Here is a 21,346-nt window from a genome sequence, read left to right on the forward strand (position 1 = left end):
CGAGATGGACGTCACGCAGGAGGAACCATGAGCATCGACACGACCCCCGACATCCGCCCCTTCCGGATCGAGATCCCCGAGTCCGACCTCGACGACCTGCGCGAGCGGCTCGGCCGCACCCGCTTTCCCGTCGCCGCCCCGGGGGACTCGTGGGACTACGGCACTCCCACGTCCTACCTGCGCGAGATGGTCGGTCACTGGCGCGACGGGTTCGACTGGCGCGCCCTCGAGGAGCGGGCCAACGCATACCCGCAGTTCGTGACGACGATCGACGGGCAGGACGTGCACTTCGTCCACGTGCGCTCGGCGGAGCCGGGCGCACGCGCTCTGGTGCTGACCCACACCTACCCCGGGTCGTTCCTCGAGTTCCTCGACCTGATCGGACCGCTCACCGACCCGGTGGCGCACGGCGGCCGGGCCGAGGACGCGTTCGACGTGGTGATCCCCTCGATCCCTGGCTTCGGCTTCAGCACTCCGCTGGCCGAGGGCGCGTGGACCCTCGCACGGGTCGCTCGGACGTGGGACACCCTGATGCGCCGGCTCGGGTATGCCTCCTACGGCGCCCACGGCAGTGACGCCGGTGCCCTCGTCAGCCGCGAGCTGGCGATCCTGAACCCCGAGGGGTTCCTGGGGGCGCACGTGCTGCAGCTCTTCTCCTTCCCGCGGGGTGATGCGGGGGAGATGGACGGATTCGGCCCGAAGGAGTTCGCGGCCCTGGAGCACCTGCGGTGGTTCCAGAGCGTAGGTGGGTACAACGCCATGAACGGTTCGCGCCCACAGACGGTGGCTGCCGGTCTCAGCGACTCGCCCGTCGGGCAGCTCGCCTACAGCGAACTCTTCGAGAGCTTCGGGAACGGCACCAGCCTCGTGAGCCGGGACCAGGTCCTGGAGCAGGTCAGCCTCTACTGGCTCACCAACACCTCCGCCAACGCCGTGCGCTACCACTACGAGGAGGGGCACTCGGGGGCGGAGCCGGTGGTCAGCGACGGGCGCACCGGGGTGGCCGTCTTCGCCTCCGACTTCCAGACGATCCGCGCCTTCGCGGAGCGGGACAACAGCCGCATCGAACACTGGGCGGAGTACCCGGAAGGTGGCCACTACGCCGCACTGGAGGTCCCTGGACTCGTGGTCGAGGATCTGCGGGTGTTCTTCGCGAAGCAGCCCTGATCCGCGGCCGACGCCGCCCCGGCACCCTCGGTGCGGGGGCGGCGTCGGCCGGCGTGCTACGCCTGATCGCCCTGGTGGCCGGTAATGCCGCCGGGAGCGGTCCGCGACCGGTCCGCCAGCGTGTTCAGCAGCGCCGCGGCCTGATCGGCGCCGTCGACCGTCACGACGAACGCCCGGCCGTTGGTCTGCCGTACCTCCAGAGCGTCGCCCGACCGCAGGACGACGCCAGTGCGGCCGCCGCGCCCGACGCGCCAGCCCCAGCCGCCGAACTCGGCGAACGCCCGCACCTGCGCCCGATCTGCGCGCTCCACCTCGTCGGCCGGGAGGTGCGTGCGCGGCCAGCCGAGCGCCGAGCGAACGGTGAGCCCGGTGGCGTCGACGCGCACGGTGAAGGTCAGCATCGCCGCGAGCAGGAGCACCAGCAGTGCCGGGACCGTCAGCATCACCCAGGTCTGCGTGGCGACGGCGAGCACCGTCGTCACGGCGATGGACCCCACCGCCACGACGCTTCCGGGGCCGCCCGACGCGCGCCCCAGCCACACGGCCCGCTCGGCGTCGCCGAGCGCGGCCCGCGGTGCATCCGCCGCGACCGGTCCCGTGGCCGGTGCCGGGGCGTCCCGCGGCACGAGGAGCGCGGCGGCCACGGCAGGCAGCAGCGGTGCGACGATGGCGAGCGCCGTCACCGTACCCAAACCCCCGGTACTCCGGGCGTCGTCGAGATCGCGCTGGATCCACAGGCTGCCCAGCAGGGCGATTCCCAGGAAGGCGTTCAGCCACACGATCGACCCGATCGCGGTGCGGCGCGTGGAGGAGGCCTGCCCACGGGCGGCGGCGAGAACGGCGAACGCGGCGGTGAGCGTCGCGCCGATCCCCACCATGCCGCCCACGAACATGCCGAGCGCCATGAACCCGTCCGGAGTCCCCGTGCCAGACCAGTGCGTCGCCACGGGGTCCGGGAGGTCGCGCCGCCAGGACAGTGCCACGCCGCCCGCGAGGAGGAGCGCCGAGAACGCGACCAGGGCGGCGATCAGGACCCGCCCCCGGTGGTTGTCCCCGAATCTCCGGCGCAGCAGGATTCCTGTGGTCATCTCATCGCCTCCTTGACGAGGGCCGCCGTGGCGTCCGGTGACAGTTGTGCCGCCTTGGCGGCTCGGATCAGCTCGGTCATCGCCTGCTCGACCGCGGACAGGTCCGCCTCCGGGCGTCCGGTCACGATCGCGCCCCGCCCGCGCCGCAGGTCGATCAGTCCCTCGTCCCGGAGCACCTGGTAGGCGCGTAGCACGGTGTGCACGTTCATCTCCAGCGCATCGGCCAGCTCGCGGGCGGCCGGGAGCCTCTCCCCGTGTACCAGGCGGCCGCGGGCGATGCCGACGCGCACCTGGGTGACCAACTGCTCGAAGAGCGGCTGGTCACTCGCGGGGTCGATCCGGAAGATCATGTGCGCAAGACTAGTTCATCTACTGCAACTAGAACAAGTGGCGCCCGGGTGAGCCTCGTGACAGCGGTGTCGGCGGCTGTCCCGGCCAGGTGCACCGGCCGCCGGTCAGCGCCTCAGATCACGTACTCGATCAGTTCCGACGGGTCCTCGACCGGTGACGCCGCTCGTGCCGGTGCGGGCGTGCGGTTCCGCGCGGGAATGCCTACGGCCACGGCGCCGTTCGGCACGTCCCGCGTCACCACCGCGTTGGCACCGACCTTGGCGTCGTCCCCGATCCACAGCGGCCCGAGCACCTTCGCACCCGATCCGACCAGCACGCGGTCACCCAGCGTCGGGTGCCGCTTGCCGGGCCGCATCGAGCGCCCGCCGAGCGTCACGCCGTGGAACAGGAGGCAGTCGTCGCCCACCTCGGCCGTCGCACCGATGACGACGCCCATGCCGTGGTCGATGAACAGTCGCCGGCCGATCCGCGCCCCCGGGTGGATCTCCACGCCGGTCAGCAGACGGGAGACGAGGGAGAGGACCCGCGCGGGCAGCCGCAGCCCGGGGCGCTGCCACATCGCGTGCGCGATGCGGTAGTGCCAGACGGCGTGCACGCCCGGGTAGGTCATGATGACCGCGCTCAGTGAGGTCGCGGCCGGGTCCTGGGCGCGCGCCGTCTCGGCGTCCTCCTTGAGGAGTCGCCAGAATGCGGGCGCCCAGGACGTCGCCATCAGTCCACCAGTCCCTCGAACAGCGGGGTCGACAGGTAGCGCTCGCCGAAGTCGGGGGCGATCACGACGATCGTCTTGCCGGCGTTCTCGGGGCGCTTGGCGACCTCCAGGGCGGCCGCGAACGCCGCACCCGAGGACGTGCCCACGAGCAGGCCCTCCTCGGCGGCGGAGCGCTTGGCGGTCTCGACGGCCGTGGCGAAGTTGATGTCGACGACCTCGTCGTAGACCTCGGTGTCGAGGATCTCCGGGACGAAGTTCGCGCCGATGCCCTGGATCTTGTGCGGGCCGGGCTGGCCGCCGTTCAGGATCGGGGACTCCTCGGGCTCCACGGCCACGATCTTGATCTCCGGCTTGCGCTCCTTGAGCACCTGGCCGACGCCGGTGATGGTGCCGCCCGTGCCGATGCCCGCCACGACGATGTCGACGTCGCCGTCGGTGTCGGCCCAGATCTCCTCGGCCGTGGTCTCGCGGTGGATCTTCGGGTTGGCCTCGTTGGCGAACTGGCGGGCCAGGATGGCGCCGTCGCGCTCCTGGGCGATCTTCTCGGCGGCGGCGACCGCGCCCTTCATGCCCTCCGCGCCCGGGGTGAGCACGATCTCGGCGCCGAAGGCCCGAAGCAGCGCCCGGCGCTCCTTGGACATGGTCTCCGGCATGGCGAGGACGACGTTGTAGCCGCGGGAGGCGCCGACCCAGGCCAGGGCGATGCCCGTGTTGCCGGACGTGCCCTCGACGATCGTGCCGCCCTCCTTGAGCTCGCCCGACTCCTCGGCGGCGTTGATGATCGAGACGCCGATCCGGTCCTTGACCGAGTTGGCGGGGTTGTAGAACTCGAGCTTGGCGAGGACGGTGGCCTCCAGGTCCTTCGCCAGGGAGTTCAGCTTCACCAGGGGAGTGTTCCCGATGAGCTTGGTCGCGTCGTCGTAGATGCGGGCCATGGTGTCTCTTTCCTTCGTGTCGTCCGGCGTTTGCGGTGGTTCTTCTGCTCGGCGGCCCAGCGGCAGGTGCGTGCGCGTGGCTGTGCACCGTGCATGGCGCTGCCGGTTGTCCCTGAGGTCAGGAGGGGTCAGGATGGTTCGGGAGCGTCACACGGGCGTCGCGACCGGTGGTCCGTGGGGGCACGGTGTCGACACGGGTCAGACGTGGCGTGGACGCTCTACCGACAGAGGCGGCACATTCGGACGATCCGCATGTGGCGAGCCTAGCCTCGGCGCGACAGATCGACAAGATCGGTCTCACTGATTGGTCACGTCGATGTGTGGCGTCCAGGCTCTGATCCTCGTCGCTCCGGACGCCGGACCGGCGCCGTCCTGCGGGAAGCCGGAGGCGCCGCGCTCGTGGCCGTGCCCGGCACGGCATCGCCCGCCGTGATCGCCATGAGCGAACGCCGGGGCGCCGACCGCGCGTGAGGTCGGCGCCCCGGCGTCGGGGGTCACCGGGACGGATGGGGCGGCCGTCCCGGCCTGCCGCCGGGCGGGTCGTCAGCCGGCGGAGCAGGCGGCCGCGAGGCCGTCCGCGCTGCCGCTGCCGATGAACCCGGCGGTGGTCGAGCCTCCTGCGGCGAGGGCGCCGTTCCAGTCGGCGTTGGTCAGGGTGTCGCCCGACACGGTGGCGTTCCAGGCCTGGGTGATCGTGGCGCCGTCCACCGCGACCTGCCAGCCGCTGATGGCCGAGTCGCCCGCGGTCACGGTCACGTCGGCCTGGTAGCCGCCGCTCCAGGAGTTCGTGACCGTGACGGTCGCGGTGCAGCCCGCGGTGCCGTCGCCCGGGTCCGAGGGCTCGGGGCCGGGATCGGTGGGTTCGGGCTCCGGCTCGGTCGGGTCCGGGTCGGGCCCCGGCTCCTCGGGCCACAGATCGCCCCCGCCGATGTTGATGTCCGAGCACAGGAAGTACTTCTGGTCCATGTGCCCCGCCAGCCAGACGGTGAACAGCACGGCGCGGCCGCTGCGGTCACCCAGGTCGACGTCGGTCTCGTACGTGCCCTGCGACGGGTAGTAGCCGGTCTCCTGGACCAGTTCGACGTCGTCCCACCCGAGTGCCTCCGTGGTCGGGTCGAAGCCCGGCCGGGACACGTAGATCCGCAGGTAGTCGGCGCCGTGCTCGGCACCGTCGGTCAGGGTGAGGTGGAACTGCGGGTCCACCCCTGTCGCGACCCACTCGCCGGGAACGTCCAGCGAGTCGTACCGGCCGGACTCGGCGTGCCCGCCGGAGCAGAGCTGCCCGTCCGGGATGGCCTGCTCGTAGTTCTCGCCGAGGCCGTTGACGTACAGGCCGTTCCAGTTCCACATGGCGTTCGGGTTGGCCTGCCACGCCTGCCAGCACATGGGGTCGACCGTGGCCATCTCAGGGTTGAGGTGGTCGTCGCCCCACCGTTCGAGGCAGCCGTAGTTCCGGCTGGGCGGGTCGGTGACACTGCCGTGGGCCGCTGCCGGCGGTGCCATGGCGGTGTCCGCCGAGACGGCGGCGACCAGCCCCATCGGGGCCGCCAGCGCCATGGCGGCGGCGAGGATCAGGCCGCGCGTTCGCGCACGCACTGTCATGGGATGCTCCTCCTCGAGCTCCGGGCCGTCCGGGTGGGCGACCCCTCGGTGTGGCGCCAGCCTGGGCATCGCCGCCGTGCCCCGGCCAGGGGGCGAATCGTTTACGGCAGGCCGGGGCGACGTGCGCCGGGGACGCCGTCCCCGGCGCGCCGCCCGTCCCGGCCTGCCGCCGTCCCCGGCCGTACCGCTGTTCCTGGCCGTACCCCTGTCCCCGGTCGCGTCGTCGTTCAGCCGAGCAGGGGGGCGAGGTGCGGCGACCCGAGTGCCCGCACGGCCTGACGGGCCCCGGCACGCAGGCACTCGCCCGTGCTCGCCCCCGTCAGGTGCGCCGTGAGGAACCCGGCGAAGAACGCGTCCCCGGCGCCGTTCGTGTCGACGATCTCGGCCGGCTCGGCCGGGCACTCGGCCCACCCGTCGCGGGTCAGCGCCACCGCGCCCCTGGCCCCGAGCGTGCAGACCACCGTGGTCGCCCCGCGGTCGAGCAGCGCCCGCATCACGCCCGCGTGGTCATCGGTGCCGTCGTCGTTCAGGAAGATGTGGGAGCAGGCGTTCGCGAACGGCTGGTGGAACTCGCTCACCCCGTCGTAGTCGTGCAGGTCCGTCCACAGCTCGGCGCCGCCGGCGCGAGCCGCGTCGAGCAGTTCCAGGCTGCTCGCGGCGAGGTCGAGCACCACGTTGTCGGCCGCGGCCAGGCGCTCGGCGACGTGGGCGTCGTCGAGGCGGGCGGGCTCCGCCGGGACCGCGAGGTAGACGGAGACGCGCTCGCCGGCGTCGGTCATGAGGTTGAGGTGCTGTTCCGTGGGGCCGGGCGCGCGGTGCGCGAGGACCTCCAGGCGGTCCCCGGCCCGGGCGAGCGCCCCGAGCACCAGCTCGGCCTCCGGGTCGTCGCCGACCGCGGTGACAAGGGTGGCCGCGGTGCCGAGATCCGCGAGGTGCAGCGCCTTCCCGGCGCTGGTCCCGCCCACCGTGCGGACGGTCTCCCGGGCGAAGACGGTGTGGGGCCGGGGCTCGGGCAGCGCGTCGAGCCGCACGAGCGTGTTCCAGGAGGCGGGGCCGACGACGACGGTCGTGGGTGTGCTCATGCGCCCATCCTCGCCGGACCGTACAGCCTGTTTCGCCTCGCGCCCTCCACCGACGTCGGCGGTGCCTCGCCGCGGTGCGTCGCCGCGATGCCGCCGGGATGCCGCCGTTCGCGCCCGGCGGCGTGGTTCCCACCCGCGGGCGTCCCCCGTGGAGCGTTGCGCCGCACAGCGGACCTGTGACACATTAGGAACCGAACGTTCGGTCAGTAATTAGCCGGATCATGGAGGTCACGATGACGTCGGCCGTCGAGCCGGGCACCGTGCCCGGCGGGGAGCCGGGTGCCGCCCCGGCGGAGCTCGAAGCGCACTTCGAGGCCACGCTCGCGCACAAGGACCGTGTCGAGCCCCGGGACTGGATGCCCGAGCGATACCGCAGGACGCTGGTGCGGCAGATCGCGCAGCACGCGCACTCGGAGATCATCGGGATGCAGCCGGAGGGCAACTGGATCAGCCGCGCGCCGTCGCTGCGCCGCAAGGCGATCCTGCTCGCCAAGGTGCAGGACGAGGCCGGCCACGGGCTCTACCTCTACTCCGCGACGGAGACCCTCGGCGTCACGCGCACCGAGCTCACCGAACGGCTCGTGTCCGGCGCCCAGAAGTACTCCTCGATCTTCAACTACCCGACGCTCTCCTACGCCGACGTCGGCACGATCGGCTGGCTCGTGGACGGCGCCGCCATCTGCAACCAGGTGCCGCTGTGCCGCACCTCCTTCGGCCCCTACGGGCGCGCCATGATCCGCATCTGCAAGGAGGAGTCCTTCCACCAGCGCCAGGGCTACGAGCTGCTGATGACGATGATGCGCGGCACGGACGAGCAGCGCGCCATGGTGCAGGAGTCCGTCGACCGCTTCTGGTGGCCGTCGCTGATGATGTTCGGCCCGCCCGACGACGCCTCCCCGAACACCGCGCAGTCCATGGCCTGGGGCATCAAGACGCACACCAACGACGAGCTGCGCCAGCGCTTCGTCGACATGACGGTCCCGCAGGCCGAGGCGCTCGGCGTCACGCTGCCCGACCCGGAGCTGGCGTGGAACGAGGAGCGCGCGGCGCACGACTTCGGCGAGATCGACTGGGACGAGTTCTGGCGCGTGGTCGGGGGAGACGGCCCCTGCAACGCCCAGCGTGTCGCCCACCGCAAGAAGGCATGGGACGACGGCGCCTGGGTCCGTGAGGCGGCCACGGCGTTCGCGAGGAAACAGGAGCAACAGCAGGAGGCGGCATGAGTGATCATGGCGGAGCCGCGCTCGTGCCGGCCGACCGGGTGCGGGTGTCCCGCATGGAACAGCAGGAGGCGGCATGAGTGACGAGGTCCGGGCCGAGTGGCCCCTGTACGAGGTGTTCGTGCGCGGCAAGCGCGGACTGAACCATGTTCATGTCGGCTCCCTGCACGCTCCCGACGACGCGCTGGCACTGCGGCACGCCCGTGACGTGTACACCCGGCGCAACGAGGGCGTCTCCCTGTGGGTGGTGCGCTCCGACGCGATCGCGGCGTCCAGCCCCGACGAGAAGGACCCGCTCTTCGCGCCGAGCGGCGACAAGGTCTACCGGCATCCGACGTTCTACACCATCCCCGAGAACGTCCCCCACATGTAGCGGAGAACCACCCATGCCCGACGACCACGTGACAGACCCCACCGCCGCGGACCTCAACGCCGCGGAGCCCGTCGTCACCGAGCCCACCCGGCCCGACGAGCACGACAACGCCTACGCGGGCCTCCTCGTCAACGACGCCCACTGGGCCTTCGGCACGGACTTCGAGGACCCGCTGGCCGGTGTGGACACCACCGTGCCCGACGGCGTCGAACCGTCCGTGCTCGCCGGCTACTGCCTGATGCTCGGCGACGACGCCCTCGTGGCGTCCGAACGAATCTCGGAGTGGTGCAGCCGCGCCCCGGACCTCGAGGAGGACATCGCGCTCGCGAACATCGCCCTCGACCTGCTCGGACAGGCCCGGCTCCTGCTCGCCCGCGCGGCCGCCGCCGACCCTTCGGTCGTACCCGCGCTGCCCGGCGACTCACCCGTACCCGACGAGGACCGCCTGGCGTTCTTCCGCGACGACCAGCAGTTCCGCAACGTGCGCCTCGCCGAGCTGCCGGGCGGCGACTTCGCGGAGATCATCACCCGCATCCTGCTGCTTGCCACCTGGCGGCTCGCCCTGTTCGAGCGCCTCACCCGGAGCAGCGACGCGGTCCTGGCAGCCGTCGCAGCCAAGGGCGTCAAGGAACTCACCTACCACCGCGACTTCGCGGGCCGCTGGTTCCTCACCCTCGCCCAGGGCACCGACGAGTCCCGCCGCCGCGTGATCGCCGCCCTCGGCGAGCTCATGCCCTACTGGGCCGAACTGACCGAGACTCACCCCGTCGAGGCTGCCGCGGCCGCCGCCGGAGCCGGCGTCGACCCCGCCGACGTCGCGGACGAGGTCGACGGGGTGCTCGGCCAGGTGCTGTCCGTCAGCGGCGTGGAACGGCCCGAGACCGCGCCGCGCGCCGGCATCCAGGGGCGCACCGGACGCGACGGCGTGCACACCGAGGCGCTGAGCCGGATGCTCGCCGAGACCCAGTCCGTCGCGCGCGCCCATCCCCGAGGGCGATGGTGAGCATGGCCCCGACACGCACCGGAGTCGCCTCCGGCGTCGAGCGAGCCCGCCAGGTCGCCGCGTCCGTCGTCGACCCCGAGCTGCCCATGCTCACCCTCGCCGACCTCGGCGTCCTGCGCGACGTCGAGGCCACCGACGACGGCACCGTCGTCGTGTCCATCACGCCCACCTACTCCGGCTGCCCCGCCATGGCCACGATGCGCGACGACCTCGTGCGCCGCCTGCAGGAGGAGGGGTACGACGACGTCCGCGTCCGGGTGGCGCTCCACCCGGCCTGGACCACCGACTGGATCACCGACCGGGGGCGGGCGGCGCTCGCGGAGGCCGGCATCTCGCCGCCTGCCCCCCGGGCGGCGGCGGGCGCGCTGCGCTCCGCGAGCCGCGCTCCGGTTCCGCTCACGCTCGGCCCGACGCGCCGGCAGGTGCGCTGCACCCGCTGCGACTCGGCCGAGGTCGAGCTGATCTCGGAGTTCGGGTCGACGGCGTGCAAGGCGATGTACCGCTGTCGCGCCTGTCTGGAGCCGTTCGACCACGTGAAGGAGATCTGATGACGCTCAGTGCCGAGGGGCCGGCCACCGTGGACGGTGACACCGTGCAGGCGCGGGAGCCTCGCAGGTCGGCGTCGTTCCACACGCTGACCGTCGCCGACGTGCAGCGTCTCACGGACGACGCCGTCGCCGTCACCTTCGACGTGCCCGGCGAACTGCGCGAGGTGTTCGACTTCGCCCCCGGGCAGTCCCTCACGCTCCGGCGGGTGATCGACGGCGTCGAGCATCGCCGCACCTACTCGATCTGTGCCCCCGCGGGTGCCCGTCCTCGGGTCGGTGTCCGGGAGATCCCGGGCGGGCTGTTCTCGACCTGGCTGGTCCGGGAGGTGCGGCCCGGCACGAGGATCGACGTGGGGGCGCCGTCGGGCAGCTTCCGCGCCGACCCGGCCGCCGGCGGGCGGCACCTGTGCATCGCCGCGGGCTCCGGGATCACGCCGATGCTCTCGGTCGCCGCGTCGGTGCTGGCGCATCCCGACGCGCAGGTGACGATGCTCTACGGAAACCGCACCACGACGTCGGTGATGTTCGCCGAGGAGCTTGCCGACCTCAAGGACGCGCACCATCGGCGCTTCGACCTGATGCACGTGCTGTCCCGGGAGCCCCGCGACGTGGAGCTGTTCTCGGGCCGCCTCGACGCCGGTCGGCTGCGTCTGCTGCTGACCACGCTGGTGCCCGCCACGGAGATGGACCATGTCTGGCTGTGCGGCCCGTTCGGCATGCTGTCCGACGCCCGACAGGTCCTCGACGAGCTCGGCGTGCCGCGGCACAAGGTGCACTTCGAGCTGTTCTACGTCGACGAGCCGCCACCGCAGCTCCGCCACCCCGATGCCGTGGTCGAGGGCGTGACCAGCGACGTCACCGTGATCCTCGACGGCCGCAGCACGACGACGCCGATGGCGCGCGACAGCAGCGTGCTGGACTCCGCCCAGCGCGTTCGCGGTGACCTGCCGTTCGCGTGCAAGGGCGGGGTCTGCGGCACCTGCCGGGCCAAGGTGTGCGCCGGCGAGGTGGACATGGTGCGCAACTACGCCCTCGAGCCCGGCGAGGTGGAGCGCGGCTTCGTGCTCACCTGTCAGAGCTTCCCGGTCAGCGACCAGGTGACGGTCGACTACGACGCCTGACGGCGGGTGTCCCGGGACGTCCCGGGGGGCCGTCACGCCGCGAGTGCTCCCGCCACCGCCTCGGGAACGGTCGTGTCGCCGCCGACGAGGTTCCACTGGTGGCCGGCGGTGTCGTCGTTCTCCAGCACCGCGGCGAGCACGGCCGCGACGTCGGCCCGGGTGACGTCGCCGCGCGGGACGTGGGGACCGAGCGCGACCAGGCCGGTGGCCTCGTCGTCGGTGAGCCGTCCCGGGCGGATGATCGTCCAGTCCAGGCCGGAGGCGCGCAGCGCCGCGTCGGCGTCGCGCTTCGCCTCGACGTAGGCCCGCCACACCTCGCCGCGGTCACGAGGTGGCGGGTTGTCCACGCCGATGGCCGACACCTGCACGAACCGCGTGACCCCCGCCTGGCGGGCGCCGTCGATCGACTTCAGGGACCCTTCGAGGTCGACCGTGCGCTTGCGCACGATGTTGCCGTCGGGACCGCCGCCCGCCGCGAACACCACGGCGTCGCAGCCCGCGAACGCCGCCGCGAAGGCGGCGGCGTTCGCGTTCTCGATGTCGAGGATGCGGACCTCTGCCCCGAGACCGTGGAGCTCGTCGCGGTAGGCGTTGTTCCGCACGAGTGCGACGGGCGTGTGCCCGGCCTGGGCGAGGAGTGGGTGGAGCCGCAGGGCGACCTTGCCGTGGCCGCCGACGATCGCGATGTGCATGCGAACCACGATACGGCCGGCTCTCGTCGCGCGTGGCGTCGGCCCGACGGCCCGGCCGGGACGTGCTCGCGGCGCCGGCGGCTCAGTCCTTGCGCCGGCACGCGCCGGCCACGACGTCGTAGACCCCGTTGAGGTCGGTCATCCTGGGCAGGTCGGCCCGGTCTATCGTGATGCCGAGGGTGTTCTCCAGCGTCGTGATGATCTCGACCATGACCAGGGAGTCGGCGCCGTGGCGCTCGAGCGGAGCCGTCTCGGGGACGTCGCGCGGGTTGACGTCGAGGATGTCGCATACCAGGTTCCTGATGTATCTCTCGGTGGTGTCATCCAGACTCGACACGCTCGCTCCCATGCAATCGTGATCGGGTTGGTCCAACCTTAGAGGTGTCGTCGGCCGATGGTGTCGCCGTGAGTGTCATCCGAGCCTGATCACGACGTCCGGATCCCGGGCGGCGCCCCCCTGAGCGAGGACGGGCAGGCGCCGCGACCTGCCGCGACGCCTGCCCGCCTTTCAGGGCCGTGCGCGGCTCCCCCCGAAGCTCACGCACGGCCGGTCTCAGCAGTTCACGGGCGGCCCTGCGGCTCGCCGAGCGTGAACGTGAAGTCCCGGAACATGCCGGGATCGGTACTGTCCGCGCCGCGTTGCCTCAGCGCGTACCCGATCAGCGCGTGATCGAGGATGTGGAGCCGGCTGCCCTCGGCCGTGGCGTCCGGGGAGAGCTGCGTCGCGACCCACTCGAAGGCCGACCTGCCCGCGTACCGGTCCCGCGGCTCGAACAGCCGGTCCAGGGCGTCGAGCTCGCCGAGGACGTTGACGAGATACCCGAACGGATACGGGCGGTTCACCCGGTCGATCTCGTTCCGTTCCAGGTCGGGGTAGGAGTCGACGACCCGGTCGAGCATGTCGTCCGTCACCAGGTCCGTGCGGCCGGTCACCATCGCGGTCTGGATCATGTACGGATAGGCGATCCCGTTGAGGAAGAAGTTGTCGCCCGGATCGACGCTCCGCCAGGTGCCGACGATCTCCTCCACGAAGTGGTCGAGCGACGGCAGCTCCTCGTGTGTCCGCCCCAGGTTGTGCAGCGCGACCAGGTAGTAGAGCCCCATGTGGGTGCGCTCCGCGGGCGAGATCGCCTCGAACAGGTCTCGGGCCTCCCCCAGGCGGTCCCTGCCGTGGGTCAGGTACTCCGCCCGGCCGGTCACCGCGATCGCGTTCAGCATCGTCAGGAGCGGATAGATCCGCCCGAAGGACTCCGTCATCGCCTGCGGGAACGCCGGCGGGAGCCGCAGTTCGTCCGCCCGGTCGAGATAGTCGAGCACGTCGCGCAGACGATCCCTGTCCCCGTCGAGCGCCAGTTCGTCGTACCCCAGCAGGGAGGTGGCAGACAGCAGCATCGAGCCGCCGCGCCCCCGGAAGAACGGCCCCGGGATGCGGTCCAGGAGATCGAGGCTTTCCAGCACGAAGTTCCGCGGGCCCGTGACGAGCCGGTCGGAGATGCCCAGCTGACCGTGGGAGAGCAGGATCGCCGTACCGGCGGAGAGACGTTCGTAGTCGCCGTGCCGTCCCTGGTTCTCGTCCCGGATGCGGTCCGGCTCGATGTCGTCGGCCATGGACACGATCTCGGCGGGGACGTCGATGCCGTCGCCCGAGACGAGCGAGAGGTCGAGTCCGAGCTTCGCGACCCCGTCCAGCAGGATGCAGCCGGCCATCACGCGCCAGTAGGGGTCCTTGACGCTCCGGACCGCGTTCAGGACCTCGGTGACGTGCCGTTCGGTCTCTCGGCGGTCGAGCGCGACCCTGGGATCGGTGACGTCCAGGACGAAGCCGGCCATCAGCCTGCTGAACCGGTGGTAGGAGTTGGCGTCCGTCACCCGGTTGCCGATCAGCGCGAACGCCGTACGGATCCGGTCCGCCGCCTGCGGGTCGAAGGCGGCCGGGTACTGGCCGAGGCCGATGCCGCGGACCAGCCTGCTCCAGGGCGTGGCGATCACACGGGACTCGTTCCCCAGGTCGTCGAGTCCGGCCACGGGCGGCTTGGTCGAAGCTGTTCTCATGGTGGTTTCCCCCTTGTTCCGTCGTTCGGGACCGTCTGCGCGGTGCGACCCGGTCAGGGCAGCGCCGGGACGGGGATACCGAGGAAGGACGTCCGCTCGCCCTCCAGGATCTCGACCGCCCAGTTGAGCCACTTGACGCCCTCGCAGTAGATCGCGACCGGCCGCCGCTGCACCTGGTAGGTGTCGGTGAGCGTGCCGTCGAGCTCGGCCTGGAAGTGGAAGGGCGGCATCGCCGTGAAATGGGTGCCCATCATGAAGACGAACCGCACCAGCCAGTACGGGTCGTCGGCGAGGTAGGGGGAGGCTGGGTCGTCCAGACCGAGAGCCTCGGTCATCACCGCGGCGAAATGGTCCTCCATGCCGCGAGGCTCCGCGGGATGCACGGCCAGGCCGTGCGGAACGACGTCCCGGACCCGGTAGGCGCGCTGGAACGGGTTCCCCTCGTCGAACTCGACGCGTACCTGCGGGGCGGTGCCGGAGGTGCGGACGTCGAGCTGGAAGTGTTCGAAGTGGATCTCGTCGTAGTGCCCGATCGAGTTGTGCCAGGGCTTGTTGTCGTACATCGGGTCGTCGATGGTCTCCCGACCGGTGCTGCGGTACCCGATCGCCCGCGGGTCGAGGAACTTGATCCCCAGCGTCGTGGGCGTGATGGCGGCGAGTGCCGCGTCGACCTCCCGCCGGGATGCCCCGTGCTCGATCAGGTCCTGGGCCGTCCGGAGCGGACCGGTGTGGGAGATCTTGATGTTCTCGGTGTTCGTGTCGCCCATCACGAGGGAGTGGAAGCGCGGCTCGAGGACCTGGTGGTACTCGGGGTGCTCGCGGAACCAGCGCACGAGTGCCGTCGCGTTGCGCTGCGTGTGCCCGTTGATGGTGATGGTCTCGGGGTCGAGCAGTTGCGGGCCGAAGGTCTGCGGCGCGGTCCGGCGGCACAGGTCCAGCCGGTCCTCGATCTTGCGCAGGTAGGACTCGTCGAGCGTCCCGCCGGGGGCGGGCACGCGGTTGACCGCGTGGATGTCGCGCTCGAGCACCTGGTAGACCGCCTGGTAGATCTTGGCGACGACGCGCGGCGGCGGGGAGTGACGCTCGACGTAGCGGCTGACCTCGTCCCCCGCGACGAAGCTCATCTCGTAGATCACCTCGTGGTGGGTGCCCGGTCCGTCGGGCCCGGCGCCCGGGACGGGCAGTTCGCGCTCCAGCACGTCGTACACCTCGGGGAAGTACCGGCTCACCGGTTCCGGGAGGTGGCGCAGGAACTCGGCCTGCTGACGTGCCTTGGCGAACGGGGGCAGCATGACTCCCTCGCCGTCCGCCCGCCAGGCCGCCGTGACGAGCGCTTCGCTGAGGATCTTGCGGACGACCGTGCGCGTGCTGCCGTCCTTGACCAGGAACACCGTCATGGACTCGCTTCCACCTGCGCCGAAGCCGACGACGCGCTCGTCGGTCTCGATGTAGGCGTTGACCGTGGTGCTCAGGATCCGGCGGCCTTGCGCGTGGTGCAGGACCAGCCCCTTCTCGACGGTGAGCTCCAGCGCGGAGCTGTCGTCGAGTCGGTCGAGCGGGGTGTTGACACCGCGCTTCGACACGTCGAGGTCCGACGAGATCACGACCGTCCGTGCCGCCGCCTCGCGCCCGGGGTCCGGTACGGCCCCGGGGTCGAAGGCGATGCTCCAGGTGTCACCGGCGAGGTGCGTCGCCGCGACGCCCGTGTCGAGCGCGCCGGCGAGGAACACGGATCGTGTGGCGGTGGCGATGTCGCGCCGGGCGTAGAGCGGTACGCCGTCGGGGGCGATCACCGGGGTCTGCGCATCCTGGAGGGCGGCGTCCAGCCGGTCCAGCGCACGGCCGAGGACCTCGCGGTCGTGTGTTCCGTGCAGCCGCAGCTCGTAGAGCTCGACGACGTCGGCAGGGGTGGCGGCGCCCGAGACGGCCAGTGCGGACAGCCAGCCGAGGGGGTCGTCTCCCCGCAGGTAGCGGTCGCGCTGGGCCAGAACGGCGGGGCGGTGCAGGCGCATCAGATGGTAGAGCGTGTGGTGGTAGGTGATCCGGTCCGCGGTGCTCGTGGCCGGGACGGCCCGTTCGGCGCGTTCGGCCAGGCTCTCGCGCACCATGCGGGCGAGCGGCTGGTCGGTGACCAGTCGCCGCACCTGCCGGCGCAGCGCCATCTCGTCGGCGCCGGGCAGGCCGGTGAAACGGACCACGAGCGTCTCGGGACTGCCGCTGTCCTCGACGCAGCGGTCGGACAACGTGCCCCACCCGTCCACGGTCCGCAGTTCCAGGTAGTTCCTGCCCAGGTTCGCGGCGTCACCGACGTTGCGCTTCTTCCGCCGGGCCCGGAGCACGAGCTCGCCGGCCTCGACGTCCACCTCGGCCCGGTGCGCCAGGGTGTGCTGGAACGCCTCGAGCAGCCGGTAGTAGGCGGGAGATCCGTCCTGGTCGGCGCGGAGCATCTCGCGGGTGATGACACGGCTGATGGCACGTGCGGTGTAGGCCTCGATGAACGGGTCCTGGGCGAAGGACCGGAACAGGGCGCGCAGCACGTCCAGGTGGCGGGGTTCGAGGTGGTCGCCCTCGGGGCGGATCTGCTCGAGCTCCCGCTTGAGACCGCTGACGCCGTTGATCGCGCGGAAGAGCCGGCGGGCCTCCGCGGAGGTTCCGGTGTACGCGGTGACCGGCGTGCGCACGTTGCTGTCCTGGAGCAGCGTGACCGACCTGCGGCCGGGGCCGAGCTCGATCGCCAGGTCGGCGTGGAGGCTGTCCAGGGTCTCCACGGTCGCGTGGGAGTCCATGACCTGGTCGGTCATGGCCAGGACGGCCTCGTGCACGTCCTCGGCGGCGGTCAGCACCCCCGTCCGGTGGTTCGCGATCACGGGGACACGGGGTGCGACGGCCTGGATCCCGTTGGCCTCCATGAACCATCCCAGGCCGGTGCGCAGGGCCTCCATACGCGCGGAGTGGGCCAGGAACGTCGTCGGCTCCTTCAGCTCGACGACGTCGACGTGGCCGAGGCCGCCGAGCAGCCGGTCGAAGGCCCGTCGTGCGCCGTCGCGGACATAGACGTTGGTCTGGGTGGGGGAGTAACGCTTGTGCACCTCGACGTCCTGCGTGTCGAACGCACCGGCGACGGCCTCGAGAGCCGCGGCGAGCGCGTCCGGCGCTCCGCGGACGCCGAGCACGTGGAAGGGCTCGGGTACCACGGGTTTGCCGACGGCCGACTCGGGAACATATTCGGCCAGTTCCCGGGCAAGCGGCTCACCGTCGTGCAAGCCCTCGGCGACGACGAGCGACAGGGGAGTGAACACGCGGGCGATCCGGGCGCCGTCGGCCACGGAGAGGCTGCCGCTCGCCACGGCGGCGCTCAGGATGCCGAAACTCTCACCGGTGTAGGCCCGGAAGGTCAGCGCGGCGCCGTTCCGTTCCGCGGTCGCGCGGAGGTACGCCTCCAGGGCCAGGCTGTGGGTCACGACCAGCGCACCGACATGGCCCTGGCGTTCGAGCCGGCCGGAGGGCAGGTGCTCGGGCGCACCCTGGAGATGTTCGGGGGCGATGCCCAGGGCGCCCGCCGCCTCGTGATAGATCCTGGTGACCTCCTCGATCCCGGATTCCCGCAGGAGCGGGCCGAGGTTCCGGTAGGCGGCCCGGCTGCCCAGCCCCGGGAACATCCCGACCAGCCGCGCCTCGCGTCCTTGCGCGAGGTACTCGGTGATCGAGTGGGGGGAGGCCGCGGCCAGGTCCTTGTGGTAGAGCGACTCGACGATGCTGCGGTGCCCGGCGTCGGCCGCGTCGAGGTATGCGGTGGTGCCGCCCTCGAGTGCCGGGGAGATCGTCGATGTTCCGTGAGCCATGGTGCACACTCCTTACCGAGGAATGGTGCTGTCTTCTGGGTCGCCCGCCGTGACGGCGGGAAATTGCATGGCGCGGTCACCCCCGTACGCGGTCGGCGCACTGCGGGGTGAGATGGTGACGTGGTGGTGCGACCGCCGGGAACCGGCGGGGTGGGTCAGCGCTGCGTTCTCAGGAGCACGAGGCAGGCTGGGACTCGGCCGCGCGGATCCCGGCCACGATGGGCGCGAGGTCGGGGTTGCGCGAGGCTTCGTCGAGGGCGTCGCTCAGGATCGCGTCGTGGTCCGGACGTGCGCGGCCGAGCAGGGCAAGGCCTTCGGAGGTCACGTTCGTGTAGATCCCGCGGCGGTCGTCGTCGCACAGGGCGCGGGCCAGGAGCCCGCGGCCCTCGAGACGCGTGACCAGCCGGGTCGTCGCCGCCTGGCTGAGTACCATCGCCATGGCGAGCTGACCCATCCGCAGGTGGTGCTTCTCCTGGCGGGAGAGCAGCTCCAGCACTCCGTACTCGTTGACGCTCAGCTTGTAGCGCTCCTGGAGCATCCGCTCCAGGCGGACCTCGATCCTGGAGTGGAGAACTGCCAGCAGGCGCCATCCGTGGACGAGGGCTTCGACCTCGTCATCTGGCATGACCACGGATCGACCTCCCGAGGGACCGGCTGGGCTGGGCCCTGACGGTAACACAGGCAGGATTCCCCGCGGCCCGCGCCGCTCGTCCGGCGGCACGGACTCCTGCTCCACTACGACGACTGGTGACGACGGCCGGCCGCCGCGGCGACGACGGACGGCGCGGTGATGCCTCAGCGCGACGGCGCGGACACGGCCGACGGTGTGTCCTGGGACGCCGACCCGGCAGAGCCGAGCGAGGCCTCGCTCCGCGTCGCGGACGGACGGCGCATCGCCGCCGTGCCCACGAGGAGCACCACCAGGCCGGCCGCGGCGAGCGACGCGCCGACCCACAGCGGCGAGACGAACCCGTACCCCGCGGCGATCGTCACGCCACCGAGCCACGCTCCGAAGGCGTTGCCCACGTTGAGCGCGGCGACGTTTGCGCTGGAGGCCATGGTGGGCGCCTCCGGTGCGAAGGTCATGATCCGCAGCTGCAGGCCTGGTGCGGTGCCGAGGCCGACGGCGCCCATGAGCACCAGCCCCACGACGGTGGCGACCTGGCTCTGCGCGGTGAGGGCGAAGACTGCCAGGACGGCGGCCAGCAGCGCCATCAGCGTGATCAGCGCGGGCGTCAGTGCGCGGTCGGCGAGCTTCCCGCCGACGAGGTTCCCGATGAACGCGCCGACGCCGAAGACGACCAGCAGCCACGGGACCGCCGAGTGGGAGAAGCCGCTCACCTCGGTGAGGGTGAAGGCCATGTAGGTGAACGCGCCGACGACCGCGCCGAAGGCGAGGAGACCGACCAGGATGGAGATCCAGACCTGGAACTTCCGGAAGGCGACGAGTTCCTGGCGCAGGTTGCTGCCCTTGGCGGCCTCGATGGCCGGGACGAGCACCAGGATCCCGATGAGCGTGACGACGCCGATGGCGGTGATGGCCCAGAACGTGGAGCGCCACCCGAGCTGCTGGCCGAGGAAGGTGCCGAGCGGGACACCGGCGACAGTCGCCACGGTGAGACCACCGAACATCAGCGAGATGGCGCTCGCCTGCTGGTTCTCCTTGACCATCTTCGTGGCCACGACGGCCCCGACGCCGAAGAACGCGCCGTGGCAGAGTGCGGCGACCACACGGCCGGCCAGCATCGTCAGGTAGTCGGGAGCGACCGCGGAGATCAGGTTGCCCAGGATGAACAGCACCATGAGGGAGACCAGCACGGTCTTGCGGTCGAACTTCACGACGGCCGCCGTGAGCGCGATCGCGCCGATGGCGACGGTCAGTGCGTAACCCGAGACCAGGAGCCCTGCGACCGACTCGGTGACGCCGAAATCATCGGCGATCTCCGGCAGCAGGCCGACGATGCCGAACTCCGTCAGCCCGATGCCGAACCCTCCCAGTGCCAGGGCGATCAGCCCGATAGGCATGTCAGTTCCTCTCGTAGTTCCGGGTGGAGCGAACGGTTCGATACTTGCACACGCGCACTATCTCGACAAGCGGTTTATGTATCATCGGAGTTAAGTGTTACGGTCTGCGCCACCTGGCCGGATGGTGCCGGGGGACCGGACTGAGCTTCGGATCCGAATCGATGGACAGGCCGATGGAAAGGACCGACGCATGAGCGGCAACAACCCGTTCGCTCGTCTCCCGGAGACCGCGACCTTCACTCTCACCAGCAAGACCCTCACCGACGGCGGCCGGTGGCCCGCCGCGCAGTTCTCGGGCGTGTTCGGCGTGCCCGGCGGCGAGGACGTGTCGCCGCACCTGGCCTGGAGCGGCGCTCCCGAGGGGACCAGGAGCTACGCGGTCACCGTGTACGACGCCGATGCCCCGACCGGCTCCGGCTTCTGGCACTGGGCGGTGGCAGACATCCCGGCCGACGTCACCGAGCTGGCCGAGGGCGTAGGCGCCGAGGAGGGCGCCGGCCTGCCCGACGGTGCCCTGCAGCTCCCGAACGACGCCAGGATGGCCCGCTTCATCGGCGCGGCGCCGCCCGCCGGTCACGGCGAGCACCGCTACTTCGTGGTCGTTCATGCGCTGGACGTCGAGTCCATCGGCGTTCCGGCCGAGGCCGCACCCGCGTTCCTGGGCCTCGCGATGTCCGGCCACACGCTCGGCCGGGCGGTCTTCGAGATCACCGGAGAGATCCCGGCCGGCGACTGAGCGGCTGAGTCGCGCGGGCGGGGGCCGACGCCGCGGCCCTCGCCCGCGCGAAAGTGGCCGTGGCGTGAGCGATGTCAGATATGCGCGGTAGGGTCTGCTCGGTTCGTCGCAGGAAAGGGACGAGACGATGCACGACGCCGGACCGCCGGCCAGGGCCGGCGTCGCCAGCCTGATCACGTGGGTGCTCGCGGCACTGCTCGTGATCGGCGCACTCCTCGGCCTGGCATGGCTGTTCACCCAAGACCTGTCTCCTGATCCCGGCGCGTCTCCCACGCCGGCCGGGAACTCGGCGGAGCCGGTCGCGGGCGGATCTCCTGAGGCGTCGGCGTCGGCGTCGCCGGATGCCGAGCCGGGGGCGTCGCCGAGCGCCCTGCCCGGCGAGGCGCCGTCACCCGAGCCACCGGTCGTCGCGCTCACCGGTGCGGGGTCCGGGCGCTGTCTCGACGTCCCCGGAGGGAACCTGGCCGACGGCGCCACCCTGCAGATCTTCGACTGCAACGGCAGCTCCGCTCAGCGGTGGACGATCACCGCCGCGGGCGAGCTTCGCGTCGGCGGTGCGAAATGCCTGGACGACGCGAGCGGCGGGGCGGACGGCACACCGGTCACGATCCAGGAGTGTCACGGCGGCGACACCCAGCGATGGAGCGCACCCGGTGACGGCAGCGTCCGGAGCGTGGCCACCGGGCTGTGCCTCGACGTCGAGGGCGCGGCCACGGAGAACGGCAGTCGCGTGAACGTGTACCGGTGCCACCTCGGCGACAACCAGCTCTGGACGATCGGCTGACACACCGCGCCGC

20 protein-coding genes are annotated in these 21,346 nt (G+C 71.5%); 8 read left to right on the forward strand and 12 right to left on the reverse strand.

Going from position 1 to position 21,346, the window contains the following annotated elements:
- Positions 1-27: 27 nt before the first annotated feature.
- Positions 28-1,167, forward strand: coding sequence for an epoxide hydrolase family protein (locus HGK34_RS14030; RefSeq protein ID WP_201848406.1), 1,140 nt, complete (start codon positions 28-30; stop codon positions 1,165-1,167).
- A 56-nt stretch (positions 1,168-1,223) separates the two neighbouring features.
- Here the strand turns inward: HGK34_RS14030 and HGK34_RS14035 are convergent, their stop codons facing one another.
- The 6 genes from HGK34_RS14035 to HGK34_RS14060 form a co-directional block, all read right to left on the reverse strand.
- Positions 1,224-2,255, reverse strand: coding sequence for a DUF1648 domain-containing protein (locus tag HGK34_RS14035; RefSeq protein WP_201848408.1), 1,032 nt, complete (start codon positions 2,253-2,255; stop codon positions 1,224-1,226).
- The gene (locus tag HGK34_RS14040) at positions 2,252-2,605 is read right to left on the reverse strand and encodes a GntR family transcriptional regulator (protein WP_201848411.1); all 354 of its coding nucleotides are present in this window, start codon (positions 2,603-2,605) and stop codon (positions 2,252-2,254) included. The genes HGK34_RS14035 and HGK34_RS14040 overlap by 4 nt, the downstream gene beginning before the upstream one ends.
- Positions 2,606-2,718: 113 nt before the next feature.
- The gene (gene cysE / locus HGK34_RS14045; RefSeq protein ID WP_201848413.1) at positions 2,719-3,318 is read right to left on the reverse strand and encodes a serine O-acetyltransferase; all 600 of its coding nucleotides are present in this window, start codon (positions 3,316-3,318) and stop codon (positions 2,719-2,721) included.
- Positions 3,318-4,253 (reverse strand): cysteine synthase A, encoded by a 936-nt coding sequence (cysK, locus tag HGK34_RS14050; RefSeq protein WP_201848415.1) that lies wholly within the window; start codon positions 4,251-4,253, stop codon positions 3,318-3,320. Before cysK ends, cysE begins: the two co-directional genes overlap by 1 nt.
- A 543-nt stretch (positions 4,254-4,796) precedes the next feature.
- Positions 4,797-5,855 (reverse strand): lytic polysaccharide monooxygenase auxiliary activity family 9 protein, encoded by a 1,059-nt coding sequence (locus tag HGK34_RS14055; RefSeq protein WP_201848416.1) that lies wholly within the window; start codon positions 5,853-5,855, stop codon positions 4,797-4,799.
- 227 nt (positions 5,856-6,082) lie between these two features.
- A complete protein-coding gene (locus HGK34_RS14060) occupies positions 6,083-6,937 on the reverse strand; it encodes a carbohydrate kinase family protein (protein WP_201848418.1) in 855 nt (284 codons plus the stop codon).
- Positions 6,938-7,170: 233 nt separating this feature from the next.
- Here HGK34_RS14060 and paaA point away from each other — a divergent pair, with 233 nt between their 5' ends.
- The 5 genes from paaA to paaE all read left to right on the forward strand — a co-directional run bounded on the left by paaA (position 7,171) and on the right by paaE (position 11,202).
- Positions 7,171-8,160: a 1,2-phenylacetyl-CoA epoxidase subunit PaaA gene (gene paaA, locus HGK34_RS14065; RefSeq protein ID WP_201848420.1), complete on the forward strand. Its 990-nt coding sequence runs from the start codon at positions 7,171-7,173 to the stop codon at positions 8,158-8,160.
- A gap of 73 nt (positions 8,161-8,233) precedes the next feature.
- Positions 8,234-8,530: a 1,2-phenylacetyl-CoA epoxidase subunit PaaB gene (gene paaB / locus HGK34_RS14070; RefSeq protein ID WP_201848422.1), complete on the forward strand. Its 297-nt coding sequence runs from the start codon at positions 8,234-8,236 to the stop codon at positions 8,528-8,530.
- A 13-nt stretch (positions 8,531-8,543) separates the two neighbouring features.
- Positions 8,544-9,533 (forward strand): 1,2-phenylacetyl-CoA epoxidase subunit PaaC, encoded by a 990-nt coding sequence (gene paaC / locus HGK34_RS14075; RefSeq protein WP_207193455.1) that lies wholly within the window; start codon positions 8,544-8,546, stop codon positions 9,531-9,533.
- A gap of 2 nt (positions 9,534-9,535) precedes the next feature.
- Complete coding sequence (gene paaD / locus HGK34_RS14080) at positions 9,536-10,081, forward strand: 1,2-phenylacetyl-CoA epoxidase subunit PaaD (RefSeq protein ID WP_244666743.1); 546 nt, start codon at positions 9,536-9,538, stop codon at positions 10,079-10,081.
- Positions 10,081-11,202: a 1,2-phenylacetyl-CoA epoxidase subunit PaaE gene (gene paaE / locus HGK34_RS14085; RefSeq protein WP_201848426.1), complete on the forward strand. Its 1,122-nt coding sequence runs from the start codon at positions 10,081-10,083 to the stop codon at positions 11,200-11,202. The genes paaD and paaE overlap by 1 nt, the downstream gene beginning before the upstream one ends.
- Positions 11,203-11,234: 32 nt before the next feature.
- On the opposite strand, the gene HGK34_RS14090 is transcribed toward paaE, so the two are convergent.
- The 6 genes from HGK34_RS14090 to HGK34_RS14115 form a co-directional block, all read right to left on the reverse strand.
- Positions 11,235-11,894, reverse strand: a complete 660-nt coding sequence (locus HGK34_RS14090) for an SDR family oxidoreductase (RefSeq protein WP_201848428.1) — start codon at positions 11,892-11,894, stop codon at positions 11,235-11,237.
- Positions 11,895-11,976: 82 nt separating this feature from the next.
- Positions 11,977-12,231: an acyl carrier protein gene (locus tag HGK34_RS14095; RefSeq protein ID WP_201848430.1), complete on the reverse strand. Its 255-nt coding sequence runs from the start codon at positions 12,229-12,231 to the stop codon at positions 11,977-11,979.
- Positions 12,232-12,455: 224 nt separating this feature from the next.
- The gene (locus HGK34_RS14100) at positions 12,456-13,946 is read right to left on the reverse strand and encodes a hypothetical protein (protein ID WP_201848432.1); all 1,491 of its coding nucleotides are present in this window, start codon (positions 13,944-13,946) and stop codon (positions 12,456-12,458) included.
- A 53-nt stretch (positions 13,947-13,999) separates the two neighbouring features.
- Positions 14,000-17,788, reverse strand: a complete 3,789-nt coding sequence (locus HGK34_RS14105; RefSeq protein WP_201848434.1) for a hypothetical protein — start codon at positions 17,786-17,788, stop codon at positions 14,000-14,002.
- Positions 17,789-17,957: 169 nt separating this feature from the next.
- The gene (locus HGK34_RS14110; protein ID WP_201848436.1) at positions 17,958-18,413 is read right to left on the reverse strand and encodes a MarR family winged helix-turn-helix transcriptional regulator; all 456 of its coding nucleotides are present in this window, start codon (positions 18,411-18,413) and stop codon (positions 17,958-17,960) included.
- Positions 18,414-18,583: 170 nt separating this feature from the next.
- Positions 18,584-19,813, reverse strand: coding sequence for an MFS transporter (locus tag HGK34_RS14115; protein WP_201848437.1), 1,230 nt, complete (start codon positions 19,811-19,813; stop codon positions 18,584-18,586).
- 190 nt (positions 19,814-20,003) lie between these two features.
- Here HGK34_RS14115 and HGK34_RS14120 point away from each other — a divergent pair, with 190 nt between their 5' ends.
- Together HGK34_RS14120 and HGK34_RS14125 are read left to right on the forward strand one after the other, a co-directional pair.
- Complete coding sequence (locus tag HGK34_RS14120; RefSeq protein ID WP_201848440.1) at positions 20,004-20,549, forward strand: YbhB/YbcL family Raf kinase inhibitor-like protein; 546 nt, start codon at positions 20,004-20,006, stop codon at positions 20,547-20,549.
- Between the two features lie 127 nt (positions 20,550-20,676).
- Positions 20,677-21,333 (forward strand): RICIN domain-containing protein, encoded by a 657-nt coding sequence (locus tag HGK34_RS14125; protein WP_201848442.1) that lies wholly within the window; start codon positions 20,677-20,679, stop codon positions 21,331-21,333.
- Positions 21,334-21,346: the final 13 nt, after the last annotated feature.

It is taken from the genome of Myceligenerans indicum, from assembly GCF_016742955.1.
GTDB lineage: Bacteria > Actinomycetota > Actinomycetes > Actinomycetales > Cellulomonadaceae > Myceligenerans > Myceligenerans indicum.